Annotated in this window: 12 protein-coding genes; 2 read left to right on the top strand and 10 right to left on the bottom strand. The window is 75.1% G+C overall.

The window, feature by feature from the left end; all coding sequences use genetic code 11:
* Nucleotides 1–10: 10 nt before the first annotated feature.
* The 5 genes from ACWFNE_RS07265 to ACWFNE_RS07245 all read right to left on the bottom strand — a co-directional run bounded on the left by ACWFNE_RS07265 (nucleotide 11) and on the right by ACWFNE_RS07245 (nucleotide 5,259).
* Nucleotides 11–1,519, bottom strand: coding sequence for an alpha/beta hydrolase family protein (locus tag ACWFNE_RS07265; protein ID WP_452121756.1), 1,509 nt, complete (start codon nucleotides 1,517–1,519; stop codon nucleotides 11–13).
* A 65-nt stretch (nucleotides 1,520–1,584) separates the two neighbouring features.
* Nucleotides 1,585–2,502 (bottom strand): GTPase Era, encoded by a 918-nt coding sequence (gene era, locus ACWFNE_RS07260; RefSeq protein ID WP_258723689.1) that lies wholly within the window; start codon nucleotides 2,500–2,502, stop codon nucleotides 1,585–1,587.
* The gene (locus tag ACWFNE_RS07255; protein ID WP_452121755.1) at nucleotides 2,499–3,812 is read right to left on the bottom strand and encodes a hemolysin family protein; all 1,314 of its coding nucleotides are present in this window, start codon (nucleotides 3,810–3,812) and stop codon (nucleotides 2,499–2,501) included. The genes era and ACWFNE_RS07255 overlap by 4 nt, the downstream gene beginning before the upstream one ends.
* Nucleotides 3,809–4,261 (bottom strand): rRNA maturation RNase YbeY, encoded by a 453-nt coding sequence (ybeY, locus tag ACWFNE_RS07250; protein WP_452121754.1) that lies wholly within the window; start codon nucleotides 4,259–4,261, stop codon nucleotides 3,809–3,811. The genes ACWFNE_RS07255 and ybeY overlap by 4 nt, the downstream gene beginning before the upstream one ends.
* Nucleotides 4,258–5,259 carry a PhoH family protein gene (locus ACWFNE_RS07245; protein WP_452121753.1) on the bottom strand — a complete coding sequence of 334 codons (1,002 nt, stop codon included), beginning with the start codon at nucleotides 5,257–5,259 and terminating at the stop codon, nucleotides 4,258–4,260. Before ACWFNE_RS07245 ends, ybeY begins: the two co-directional genes overlap by 4 nt.
* A 268-nt stretch (nucleotides 5,260–5,527) precedes the next feature.
* On the opposite strand from ACWFNE_RS07245, the gene ACWFNE_RS07240 reads away from it, so the two are divergent.
* Complete coding sequence (locus ACWFNE_RS07240) at nucleotides 5,528–6,064, top strand: Gmad2 immunoglobulin-like domain-containing protein (protein WP_452121752.1); 537 nt, start codon at nucleotides 5,528–5,530, stop codon at nucleotides 6,062–6,064.
* A 131-nt stretch (nucleotides 6,065–6,195) separates the two neighbouring features.
* Here ACWFNE_RS07240 and ACWFNE_RS07235 read toward each other — a convergent pair whose 3' ends face one another.
* The 4 genes from ACWFNE_RS07235 to ACWFNE_RS07220 form a co-directional block, all read right to left on the bottom strand.
* Nucleotides 6,196–7,032 (bottom strand): 16S rRNA (uracil(1498)-N(3))-methyltransferase, encoded by an 837-nt coding sequence (locus tag ACWFNE_RS07235; protein ID WP_452121751.1) that lies wholly within the window; start codon nucleotides 7,030–7,032, stop codon nucleotides 6,196–6,198.
* A 4-nt stretch (nucleotides 7,033–7,036) separates the two neighbouring features.
* Entirely contained in the window at nucleotides 7,037–8,164 is a 1,128-nt protein-coding gene (dnaJ, locus tag ACWFNE_RS07230; RefSeq protein ID WP_452121750.1) for a molecular chaperone DnaJ, read from the bottom strand.
* A 40-nt stretch (nucleotides 8,165–8,204) separates the two neighbouring features.
* Nucleotides 8,205–9,236 (bottom strand): heat-inducible transcriptional repressor HrcA, encoded by a 1,032-nt coding sequence (gene hrcA / locus ACWFNE_RS07225; RefSeq protein WP_452121749.1) that lies wholly within the window; start codon nucleotides 9,234–9,236, stop codon nucleotides 8,205–8,207.
* Nucleotides 9,237–9,516: 280 nt separating this feature from the next.
* Nucleotides 9,517–10,656, bottom strand: coding sequence for an EAL domain-containing protein (locus ACWFNE_RS07220; RefSeq protein WP_452121748.1), 1,140 nt, complete (start codon nucleotides 10,654–10,656; stop codon nucleotides 9,517–9,519).
* A 200-nt stretch (nucleotides 10,657–10,856) separates the two neighbouring features.
* Between ACWFNE_RS07220 and ACWFNE_RS07215 the strand changes: the two genes are divergently transcribed.
* Entirely contained in the window at nucleotides 10,857–11,723 is an 867-nt protein-coding gene (locus ACWFNE_RS07215; RefSeq protein WP_452121747.1) for a DUF3097 domain-containing protein, read from the top strand.
* An 85-nt stretch (nucleotides 11,724–11,808) separates the two neighbouring features.
* On the opposite strand, the gene ACWFNE_RS07210 is transcribed toward ACWFNE_RS07215, so the two are convergent.
* Nucleotides 11,809–12,513, bottom strand: a complete 705-nt coding sequence (locus ACWFNE_RS07210) for a hypothetical protein (RefSeq protein ID WP_452121746.1) — start codon at nucleotides 12,511–12,513, stop codon at nucleotides 11,809–11,811.
* Between the last annotated feature and the right edge of the window lie 46 nt (nucleotides 12,514–12,559).

The following is a 12,559-nucleotide window of genomic DNA, read 5'->3' as shown; positions in this document are numbered from 1 at the left end:
CGCGGACGTCTCAGATGCCCAGCTGGTACACGCCCCAGTACGCGAGCACGACGAGGATCACGGCCGCGCCCGCGACCGAGGTCCACAGCTCGACCCCCGCGACGCGGCCGGTCGCGACCCGGTCCCCGGAGTCGCGCAGCCGGCGTGCACGGTCGAGCAGCGCGACCCCCGCGACGACCGCCGCGATGCCGAGCACCCGCACCCCGATCCACCCGCCCTGCACCACCCACGCGTTGCGCTCGTACCCGAGCGCGAGGCGCGCCACCGCGACCAGGTACCAGACCAGCGCCGCGACCGTCGCGACGACGAGCAGGCGCAGCGCGTCCGCCCTCCCCCGGATGCCCGCCCCGAGACCGTCGGGTCGCTCGGGCCGACCGCGGCGGCGGCGCACAGCCCGGTTCGCCGCCGTGCCGAGGTGCGTGAACGGGCCGACCACGAGCAGCGCGACGCCGCCGCCGACGGTCGCGAGCACGACGTCGCCGTCGCCGAGCCACCGCGGGGTCGGCACCGGCGCCGCCCAGTAGTCCTGGACCGGCTGCGCCCCGGCGATCCGCGGGCTCGTCCCCGACGTCCCCGGCAGCCCGCGGACCCAGCCCGTGAGGTCGCGCAGGAACTCCTCGAGAACGACCCCGCCCACGCGGATGCCGTGGCTCGCGCCCTCGTAGTACCGCACGGTGTAGTCGGCGCTGCCCGCGATCGCGGTGTCCCGGATGATCTGCTCGGCGCCCTGGACGAGCGGCATCGACGCGTCGCCCGTGCCGTAGACGACGAGCACGGGCTGGCGCATCTGGCGCTGGTACGGCGCGACGTCGAAGTCCGCGTACTCGAAGCCGCCGCCCGGCAGCGACATCCCGACCGCCCGCGGGATCGCCCGGAACACCCCGGTCGGGACCCCGGTGTTGCGCAGGTAGGAGTCGGTCGCGAACGCGGCCTGCTGGCGCGGGGGCACGACCGGCGCCGAGACGAGCGCGACGAACGCGAGGGACGGGTCCTGCGCGGCCATGACCGGCGCGATCCACGCGCCCTCGCTCTCGCCGTACAGCCCCACGCGCGCCGGGTCGACGTCCGCCCAGCCGCGCAGCACCTCGACCGACCGCGCGTAGTCCGCCGCCATCGCGACGTAGTCGCGGTGCCGGGCCGTGTAGGTGTCGAGCCGCTTGTCGGGGACCATCGCGACGACGCCCGACTCCGCGAGCGCGTACGCCTGCTCCTCGAACGCGGTCGAGAACTTCCCGGTGCCGGCGCCGTGCACGAACACCACCCCGGCGCGCTCGCCCGGGGCGCCGACCGGCTCGCTGATCTGCGCCTGCACCACCGCGCCGTCGAGCTGGACGCTCACGACCGTCGTGCGGACCTCGTACCGGACCGGCTCGGGCGCGCCGCCGATCGCGGTCGACCGGCTCTGCACCTCGAGCGGGTCGGTGAGCGGGACCGGGTCCCACTGCGGCCCCATGACGGCACCGAGCACGGCCAGCAGGATGATCCCCACGACCGTCCCCGCGGCGACCCGGTTCGGCATCCGGCGATTATCGCGCAGCCCCTGGTCCGCACCGGGAGCCACCCCGGGCCGCAGGGTGGTCGTCGTCAGAAGCCCATCCGCCCGAGCTGCTTCGGGTCGCGCTGCCAGTCCTTGGCGACCTTGACGTGCAGGTCGAGGAACACGCGCGTGCCGAGCAGCGCCTCGATGCCGCGCCGCGCCTCGGTGCCGACCTCGCGCAGCCGCGAGCCGCCGCGCCCGATGATGATGGCCTTCTGGCTGTCGCGCTCGACGAAGAGGTGCACGCGCACGTCGAGCATCGCGGGCCCCTGCGCGCCGTCGGCCTGGGGGCGCGGGACGATCTCGTCGACGACGACCGCGAGGGAGTGCGGGAGCTCGTCGCGCACGCCCTCGAGCGCCGCCTCCCGGACCAGCTCGGCGACCATGACGTTCTCGGGCTCGTCGGTCAGCTCGCCCTCGGGGTAGAGCGCCGGGCCCTCGTCGAGGTGCCCGATGAGCACCTTCTCGAGCTCGGCGACCTGGTAGCCCGACTCGGCGGAGACCGGGATGATGTCGGCCCACTCGCCGAGGGCCGAGACGGCGAGCAGGTGCTCCGCGAGCCGCGCCTTGCCGACGAGGTCCGCCTTGGTGGCGATGGCGACGACCGGCGTCCCGCGGCCGTCGCGAGCGAGCTCGCTCAGCTGCTCGGCGATGTACCGGTCCCCCGGGCCGACCTTCTGGTCCGACGGGAGGCAGAAGCCGACGACGTCGACCTCGGTGAGCGTGTCCTTGACGAGGTCGTTGAGGCGCTCGCCGAGCAGCGTGCGCGGGCGGTGCAGGCCCGGGGTGTCGACGAGCACGAGCTGCGCGTCGGGCCGGTGCACGATCCCGCGGATGGTGTGGCGCGTCGTCTGCGGGCGGCCCGAGGTGATCGCGACCTTCTGGCCCACGAGCGCGTTCGTGAGCGTCGACTTCCCTGCGTTGGGCCGGCCCACGAGGCAGGCGAATCCGGATCGGAAGGTCATCGGGTGGCTCCAGGGGTGGCGTCGGTGGACGCGTCGTCGACGACGTCCTCGGGGGTGTCGTCGGGTGCGTCGGCGGCGGCGCTGCGGCTCACGAGCAGCGTCGCGACCTGCTTGCGCCGGCCCTGCGTGCGCTCGGCGACGAGGTGCAGGCCGTGGATGTCGCCGGCCGAGCCGGGGATGGGGACCTTGCCGAGCGCCTTCGCGAGCAGGCCGCCCGCCGAGTCGACGTCGTCGTCCTCGACGTCGAGCTCGAACAGCTCGCCGAGCTCGTCCTTGCCGAGCCGGGCCGGCACGCGGAAGGTGCCGTCGCCGAGGTCCTCGACGACGGGGCCGCTCGGGTCGTGCTCGTCGGTCAGCTCGCCGACGATCTCCTCGAGCGCGTCCTCGATGGTCACGAGGCCCGCGACGCCGCCGTACTCGTCGACCACGATCGCCATGTGCGACGACCCGGCCTGCATCTCGCGCAGCAGGTCGTCGGCGGGCTTCGACTCGGGGACGAACACCGCGGGGCGCGCGATCGACGCCGCGGGCGCGTCGGCGGAGGCCGGGTCGTCGTGCTGTCGGCGCACGAGGTCCTTGAGGTACAGCACGCCGCGCACGTCGTCGACGGACTCCCCCACGACCGGCACGCGCGAGTAGCCGGAACGCAGCAGCAGGGACAAGACCTTGCGCAGCGGCGTTGCCGCGTCCGTCGTCACCATGTCGGTGCGCGGGACCATGACCTCGCGCGTGAGCGTGTCGCCGAGCTCGAGCACCGAGCGGAACATATCCCGCTCGTCCTCCTCGATGCCCTCCGACTCGCTCACGCGCTGCACCATCTCGCGCAGCTCGTCCTCGTCGAGCTCCGCGGTGCGCCCCGCGCCGGGCGACGCGCGAGCGACCCAGCCGACGAGCGCGTGCGTCGCGGCGAGCAGCGGCGCCAGCCAGAGGAGCACGGTCACCGGGTGCTGGCGACCGAAGGTGCGCGGGCTGACCCGCACGAGCAGGTAGGCGACGACCGCGCACAGCGCCCCCGCGACGAGCAGCACGACCCACCACGCGAGGGGGCGGCTCGCGACCACGAGCGTCAGGCACACGGTCGCGGTCATCTCGGCGAGCAGCCGCACGAACGCGGCCGACGACGCGACCTCGCCGGGTCGCTCGGTGAGCCGGTGCACGCGCGCGGCACCGGGGCGCCGCTCGGCGAACAGCTCCGTCACCGCGGCGCGCGTCACACGCACGACCGCGACCTCGCCCGCGCTGAGCGCCGCCGCGAGCGCGATCCCGACGACCGCGAGCACGACGAGCAGCCCGACGGGGATGTCGGTCATCGCCCGGCCAGGAACGTGAGCAGGAGCTGGCGCTGGAGCGCGAACATCTCCTTCTCCTCCTCCGGTTCCGCGTGGTCGTACCCGAGCAGGTGCAGGATCCCGTGGGTCGTGAGGAGCAGCAGCTCCTCCGCGGTCGAGTGCCCGGCGACGCGCGCCTGCTGCGCGGCGACCTCGGGGCACAGCACGACGTCACCGAGCAGGCCGGGCGGTGTCGGCTCGCCCTCGCGCCCAGGGCGCAGCTCGTCCATCGGGAAGGACAGCACGTCGGTCGGGCCGGGCTCGTCCATGTACCGCACGTGCAGGTCCGTCATGACCTGCGTGCCGACCAGGAGGATCGACAGCTCGGTCTGGGGGTGCACGTGCATCGCGTCGAGCACGTACCGCGCGAGCGCCGCGAACTCGGCCTCGTCGACCTCGGCACCCGACTCGTTGTTGACCTCGATGCTCACGTGCGGTCCCACCGTGCGTAGGCGTCGATGATGTCGCTCACGAGGCGGTGGCGGACCACGTCCGAGGACGACAGCCGGCAGAACGCCACGTCGTCGACGTCCGCGAGGATCGACTCGACGACCCGCAGGCCCGACGTCGTCGCCGACGGCAGGTCGACCTGCGTGACGTCGCCGGTCACGACGACCCTGGACCCGAAGCCGAGGCGCGTGAGGAACATCTTCATCTGCTCGGTCGAGGTGTTCTGCGCCTCGTCGAGGATGATGAACGAGTCGTTGAGCGTGCGCCCGCGCATGTAGGCGAGCGGCGCCACCTCGATCGTGCCCGCCTCCATGAGCCGCGGGATCGAGTCGGGGTCGACCATGTCGTGCAGCGCGTCGTACAGCGGGCGCAGGTACGGGTCGATCTTGTCGTTGAGGGTGCCGGGCAGGAACCCGAGCCGCTCGCCGGCCTCGACCGCGGGCCGGGTCAGCACGATGCGGTTGACCTCGCGCGCCTGGAGCGCCTGGACGGCCTTCGCCATGGCGAGGTACGTCTTGCCGGTGCCCGCGGGGCCGATGCCGAACGTCACGGTGTGCCGGTCGATCGCGTCGACGTACTCCTTCTGACCCGTGGTCTTCGGGCGGATGGTCTTGCCGCGGCTCGACAGGATGTTGAACGCCAGGACGTCGGCCGGGCGCGCCCCGGCGTCGGCCGCGAGCATCGCCACCGAGCGGGTCACGACGTCCGGCGTCAGCGGCGTGCCGCTCGCGGCCATCTCGACGAGCTCGTCGACGAGGCGCGCCACGAGGGCGACGTCGCCCGCCGGTCCGGCGAGGCTGATCTCGTTGCCGCGCGCGTGGATGTCGACGTCCCGGAAACCGGCCTCGACGGCACGCAGCACCTCGTCGCGCCGGCCGAGCAGCTCGGCCATCGAGATCTCCGGGGGGATCGTGATCCTGTGCTCGAGGTGGGCGGTCACGCCTGCGCCACCGCGCCGTGCGGATGTGCTGTCGGTCATGTGCTCGGCTCGCGCCTCGCGCTCCTTCGGTGCGGACCTTCTCCGTTCCCGGAACCCTCACCGGGCCCGGGGTCCCTGCGCTGCTGCGGGGACCCCACGAGTCTACCGAGGCTCGCGCCCCGATGGCCCGCGCACGGCGCGCGTGCTGCGCGAGGCCCGCACGGGTGCGGATCGGCAGCCGGTGGCGCGTCCTGCGGGGGACGTCGACGGACCGCGGGCACACTCGGGACGTGCGCCGAGCGGCGCGCCGGACGACGAGGGGGACGCGATGCACGGGAGAGCCGGACGAGACGGGCGGGCCACGGCCACCACGGTGCTGCTGCACGCGACGACGGCCGCGCTCGGGCTGGGCCTGCTCGCCGGCTGCGCTGGCACGAGCGGCGAGGAGCCGACCGCGAGCGCGAGCGCGGAGCCGTCGGCGACGCCCACGGCCTCGCCCACGCCGACGCCGACCGCCGAGCCGTCGGGGACCGCCACCCCGGGCGACGTCCCGACGAACGGACCCGTCGCCATCACGGCACCCACGTCCGGCGCTACCGTCGCCGGCCCGCAGGTCGAGGTGACCGGGACCGGGACGGCGTTCGAGGGCACGCTGCGCTGGGAGGTCGTGTCGGTCGAGACGGGCGAGGTGGGCGCGCAGGACTTCACGACGGGCGGCGCGAACGGCGAGATCGGACCGTTCGCGTTCACCGCGACCCTGCCCGCCGGGACGTGGACGCTGCACGTCTGGGAGCCCGGCATGGGTGAGGGCGACACGGCCGAGGGCCGCCGCAACGAGGCGACGGTGACGTTCACGGTGTCGTGAGCGTCGGCGCCCGGACCGCTGACGACCGCGGGCCGACCGTGCGGGGCGACGCCCTGACCAGCAGGGTGTGCGCCGCGGGCCGAGGGTGCGGGGACGCCGCGCCTCAGGGCTCGCGGCCGGGACGCCTCGCCTCAGGACCAGCGGCCGAGGCGCTCCGCGAGCAGCGCGAGCGCGACCGGGCCCGCGGTCGACGTCCGCAGCACGTGCGGCCCGAGCCGCACCGTGCGCGCACCCGCCTCGGTGAGGGTCTCGACCTCACGCTGGGAGATCCCGCCCTCCGGACCGACGACGACGAGCACCTCGACGGGGCCGGCGTCCGGCGCGAGCCCCTCGGGTTCCCCGGTGCCGACGCCGGCGCCGACACCATCGGCACCGGCCGGGCCGGGCGCCGGGAGCGCGACCGACGCGAGCGGGGTGCCGGCCTCCTCGTGCAGCACGAGCACGAGCCCCCCGCGCCGGGCCGTCTCCTGCACGCGTGCCACCAGTCCGCGGCCGTCGAGCGCCGTCCCCACCTCGGGGACCCAGGCGCGCCGGGACTGCTTCGCCGCCGCGCGGACGGTGCCCAGCCAGCGCAGCCGGCTCTTCGCCGCGCGGTCCCCCCGCCACACGACGACCGAGCGCTCGGCCTGCCACGGCACCACCGCGTCGACGCCCACCTCGGTGGCCGCCTCGATCGCGAGCTCGTCGCGGTCGCCCTTCGCGAGCGCCTGCACGAGCACGAGCGCGACACCGGGCGCCGGCTCCTCGACGCGCGCCTGCACGCGCAGCTGCACGCCCTCGGGGTGCGTGCCCTCGACGACGCACTCGAGGCGCACGCCCCGGCCGTCGACGACGTCGACCCGCTCACCGGGCGCCCGCCGCTGGACGACGCCCGCGTGCCGCCCCTCGGTGCCGCCGAGCAGGTGCAGGTCACCCGACCCGACGCCCGCGAGGCTCCCGGGCTCCGCGAGGAAGACCGGAGCGCTCACCGGCTCAGCGCCCCGCGAGCTTGTCGCGCAGCTTGGCGAAGACCCCGGCGTTCGCCGCCGAGAGCCGCCCCTCGGGGCGCTCCTCGCCGCGCAGCACCGCGAGCCGGCGCACGAGCTCGGCCTGCTCGTCGTCGAGCGACGTCGGGACCTGCACCTCGACGTGGACGTGCAGGTCGCCGCGGCCCCCGACGTGCAGGCGCCCGACACCGAGCCCCTTGAGCGTCACGACCTGGCCCGGCTGGGTACCCGGTCGCAGGTCGATCTCGCGCGGGCCGTCGAGCGTGTCGAGCACCAGGACCGTGCCGAGCGCGGCCGCCGTCATCGGGACCGGCAGCGTGCAGTGCAGGTCGTCGCCGTTGCGCATGAACGTCTCGTGCTTGCGCTCGCGCACCTCGAGGTACACGTCTCCCGAGGGCCCGCCGGCCGGGCCGACCTCGCCCTGGCCCGTGAGCTTGATGCGCGTCCCCGTGTCGACACCCGCGGGGACGTCGACGCTCAGGGTCCGGCGCGAGCGCACCCGGCCCTCGCCCGAGCACTCGGTGCACGGCTCGGGGATCACGGTCCCGAACCCGTGGCACGCGGCGCACGGCTGGGAGGTCATTACCTGGCCGAGGAACGAGCGCGCGACCCGCTGCACGCTGCCCCGCCCGCCGCAGACCTCGCACGTGCGCGGCGACGTCCCCGGGCGGCAGCACGTGCCCGAGCACGTGGGGCACACGACGGCGGTGTCGACCGCCACGTCGCGGTGCACGCCGAACGTCGTCTCCGCGAGGTCGAGGTCGAGGCGCACGAGCGCGTCCTGGCCGCGGCGCGCACGCGGGATCGGGCCGCGCTGGGCACCGGCGCCCGCCGCGGCCCCGAAGAACGTCTCGAAGATGTCCTGGAAGCCGAAGCCGCCGCCCATGCCGCCGCCGGGCGACGCGGGGTCCGCACCCATGTCGTACATGCGGCGCTTCTCCGGGTTGGACAGCACCTCGTACGCGCGCGAGACGTCCTTGAAGCGCTCGTCGGAGGCCCCCTCCGTCCCGGCGACGTCCGGGTGGTGCTCGCGCGCGAGGCGCCGGTAGGCCTTCTTGATCTGCTCCGGGCTCGCGTCGCGCGGCACGCCGAGGATCTCGTAGTAGTCGCTCACTGAACTCTCTCTGTGCTGGGGGGAACGCTGGGGTGAGGCGTCATCCGGCGAGGATCCGGGACAGGTACCGCGCAACCGCGCGGACCGAGGCCATCGTCGCCGGGTAGTCCATGCGCAGCGGCCCGATCGAGCCGATCCGAGCCACCGCCGTGCCGTCGTCGCGTGCTCCGCTGTAGCCGCTCGTCACGAAGCTCGTCTCGAGCAGGCCCTCGTGCTGGGTCTCGCGCCCGATGCGCACCGCGACCCCGCCCGAGTCCTCGGCCATCTCGCTGAGCAGCCGCAGCAGCACGACCTGCTCCTCGAGCGCCTCGAGGACCGGTCCGATCGTGTGCGTGAAGTCCGAGCCGGTGCCGCGTGCGAGGTTCGCGGTCCCGGCGAGCACGATGCGCTCCTCGATCTCCTGCCGCAGCGTCTCCTCGACGACCGCGACCACCGAGCGCACGAGCGGCACGTCGTGCGGGGCGAACGCGTCGGGGAGCTCGGCGAGCACCCCGTCGAGCTCGGGCAGGCGCCGGCCGGCGGCCGCGACGTTGAGCCGCGTCCGGAGCTGGGCCACGACGCCCTCCTCGACGTCCGTGGCGAGCTCGAGCGTGCGCTGCTCGACGCGACCGTTGTCCGTGATGATGACGACGAGCAGCCGCCGGTCGCCCACGGGCACGAGCTCGAGGTGGCGCAGCGCCGAGCGGCGCAGCGACGGGTACTGCACGACGGCGACCTGCTGGGTGAGCTGCGCGAGCAGCCGCACCGAGCGGTCGACGACGTCGTCGAGGTCGACCGCGTCCTCGAGGAACGACTGGATCGCGCGCTTCTCGGGCGCGGACAGCGGCTTGACGGTCGAGAGCCGGTCGACGAACAGCCGGTAGCCCTTGTCCGTCGGGACACGCCCGGCGGACGTGTGCGGCTGGGCGATGTAGCCGCCCTCCTCGAGGGCTGCCATGTCGTTGCGGATCGTCGCGGGCGAGACGCCGAGCGAGTGCCGCTCGACGAGCGCCCGGGAGCCGACCGGCTCCTTGGTCTGCACGTAGTCCTCGACGATCGCGCGCAGCACGTCGAGCTTGCGGTCCTCGCTCATCGCACCTCCTGGCCGTCGGACCTGTGGCGTGCCCGGGGGGCTCCGGCCGCCGGGTGCCCGACCACGGGACGGGCCGGACCGGCGCAGGCGTGGCACTCGGGCATCGAGAGTGCCAATTCTACCTGCCGGACGGCGCTGCCTCGCGGCGGGGCGGGCGCACGTGACGCGTGCCACGGCCCGGCGTCCGGACGACGGCGGGCGCGCCCCCGCGCGACGGTGGCGGCCGTGGGTGTCCTCGCCGCCCGTGGACGCGCTCCCGCGGCTCGGGCGAGGAGTCCGGTCAGGCGGCGGGGACCCGCTGCACGAGGTGGTCGACGAGGTCGCCGACGTCGACCGTCCCCAGCACGATGCCGCTCGCCTCGACGCACACGACCGGCGCCCCGCGCCAGATCACCGAGCGGGCCGTCGCACGCCGCAGCACCTCGAGCGGCGCTGCGGACGGCGTCACCACGAGCGCGGGTGCGAGGTGGGTCCCCCCGGCGGGGTCGCGGACGACGACGCTCGCGGGACGGTTGCGGGCGTCGAGCACGACGGCCCCCGGCGCCGCGCCGGTCGCGTGGCGGGCCATCGTCGCGGGCAGCACCTGCGCCACGCGGACGAGGCCGACGACGTGCTCGCCGCGGTCGGTGCTCGCCGCGGTCGTGCGCACGAACGCGGTCATCTCGTCGTCCATCCCCGTCCACCCCGACGCGGGGCGGCCCAGCGCGTAGCCCTGGACGAGCGGGACACCGAGGTGGATGAGGGCCGCGAGCTCCTCGCGCGTCTCGACGCCCTCGGCGACGAGCCAGGCGTCCATCTCGCCCGCGAGGTCGCCCAGCATGCGCACCGTGGCGCGCTGCACCGGGTCGGCGTGCACGCCCGTGATGAGCGCGCGGTCGAGCTTGACGATGTCGGGCCGCACGCGCAGGAGCTGCGTCAGCCCCGAGTGCCCGGTCCCGGCGTCGTCGATCGCGACGAGCCCGCCGCGCGCCCGCACCTCGGCCAGCACGTCGCCGAGCGCCTCGTCGTCGTGCGCCGCGACGTGCTCCGTGAGCTCGACCACCACACCGTCGAGCCGGCCGCGCTCGAACAGCGCCCCGCGCACGACCGGCTCGGCCATGAGGTGCGGCTCGACGTTGATCGAGCAGAAGCCGTCGACGACGCCCCGGCCGCGCAGCTCGTGCATCTCGTGCAGCACGATGGCCGTGAGGAGCGCGTCGATCCCCCGCCGCCGCGCGGCGGCGAACCACACGTCCGGGCTCGCCGACGGCGGACCGTCGAAGCGCGAGAGCAGCTCGTACCCGCCGACCCGCGCGTGCGTCACGTCGATGATCGGCTGCGCGACGAGCCGCACACCTTCCCCTGCGAGCACCCGGTCGAGCGCGTCGTCCCACACCGGGTCGTCGAGCTCGTCCGTCGTGCGCGTCACGACCGCCGTCATGCCTCCCCCTCGCCCGTAAGTCACAGCCGCCTTGTCCATCGGTTGTCCAGGTCCGCGGCATGAGCCCCGGGACCCGACGTGTTTTCGCTGGTCACGCGCGGGCGCCTCACCCACCGGGACGGAGTAGCGGCCCGTCACCCGGACGCGCCGTCGCCACGCGGCGCCGCGCCCCTCCGTGGTGCCGCGTCTACGCTGCCCGGGTGACCCACGACCGCTACGGGAACGACGTCCTCGGGAGCACCCGGCCGGCGTCCTCGCACCACCGCGCCCCCCGCACCTCACGCCCGCAGGCCGCCGAGCCGGGCCTCGTCGTCGAGGAGGTCATGACGGGCTGGGTCGGTGCCGTCGTCCGCGTCGAGAAGTCCGGCGGCCAGCACGTCGTGGTGCTCGAGGACCGGCGCGGCAGGACGCGCACGTTCCCGCTGGGTCCCGGCTTCTGGGTCGACGGCGAGCCCGTCGACCTGCGTGCGCCCGCGGGCCCGGCGGCGCCCGCCGCACCGACGCGCACCGCCTCGGGCTCGGTCGCCGTCCCGCACGCGAGGGCCCGCGTCGCGCGCGGCAGCCGCATCTGGGTCGAGGGCAAGCACGACGCCGAGCTCGTCGAGAAGGTCTGGGGCGACGACCTGCGGCTCGAGGGGGTCGTCGTCGAGCTGCTCGACGGGGTCGACAACCTCGCGGACGCGCTCGCCGACTTCGGGCCGACGCGCGAGCGGCGGGTCGGCGTCCTCGTCGACCACCTCGTGCCGGGCTCGAAGGAGCGGCGGATCGCCGACGCGGCGATGCGCACCGTCCCGGCCGGCACGGTGCTCGTGCTGGGCCACCCCTACGTCGACGTGTGGCAGGCCGTGCGCCCCGAGCGGATCGGTCTCGCCGCGTGGCCGACGATCGAGCGCGGCACCGAGTGGAAGCACGGCATCCTGCGCGAGCTCGGCTGGCCCGCGGACGAGCAGGCCGACGTCGCGCGGGCGTGGCAGCGCATCCTGCGCTCGGTGCGCTCCTACGCGGACCTCGAGCCGTCGCTGCTCGGGCGCGTCGAGGAGCTCATCGACTTCGTGACGACCGGCTGAGCCGGCTGGTCGGCGCGAGCCACCTGGTCCGCGCGAGCCGCCCGAGCCGGCTGGGCCGCGCGAGCCGCCCGAGCCGCCTCCCCCGTCACGCGGCGACGGGGCGGCCCAGCAGCGTCCGGTACAGGTGCGTCTGCGCGACCACCACGAGCGGCGCGGCGAGCACCACGCCCACGCCGCACACGAGCACCCCGACGAGGCACACGAGCAGCGCCACGACGGCGAAGCCCGCGCAGACCCCGAGGTTGCGCTGCACGAGCGCCGCGCTCGACCGCAGCGCCGCGACCGGCCCCAGGCCGGTGTCGAGCACGAAGAGCAGCGTGAACTGCGCGTAGAGCACGACGGCGAGCACCGGCAGGTAGCACAGCAGCGTGCCGAGCCCCCCGAGCGCCGCGACGAGCAGGGCCGCGAGGACCACCTGACCGGTCCGCCCGCCGTGGGTGAACGTGCGCGCCGTCGGCGCCCGGCCCTCGGTCACCGCGAGCGCGCCCCGCGTCAGCACGGCCTGCACGAGCCCCGCGAGCAGCATCCCCGTCACCGCGAGCAGCAGCACGAGGCAGGCGAAGCCCGCGACGCCGAGCACGCGGACCGCGGACGCCCCCTCGCCGGCGACGGCGTCGACGAACCGCGCGACCCCCCGCCCGACCGCGAGCGTCACGAGCAGCTGGACCAGCACGGCCCCCGCCGTCGCGGCGAGCGACGCGAGGAGGAACGGCCCGGCGTGGTCGCGGACCGTGCGGGCGGCGTATCCGTAGGCGTCCTCGACGCCCCTGTCCAGCATGGGGTCGCTCATCGTTCTCCTCGGCTCGGGTGCGGCACCATCCTGGCTGCACGACGGT

Source organism: Cellulomonas sp. NPDC055163 (assembly GCF_053607065.1).
The sequence above is the reverse complement of the archived record's forward strand: the minus strand, read 5'-3'. Positions and strand labels throughout refer to the sequence as shown.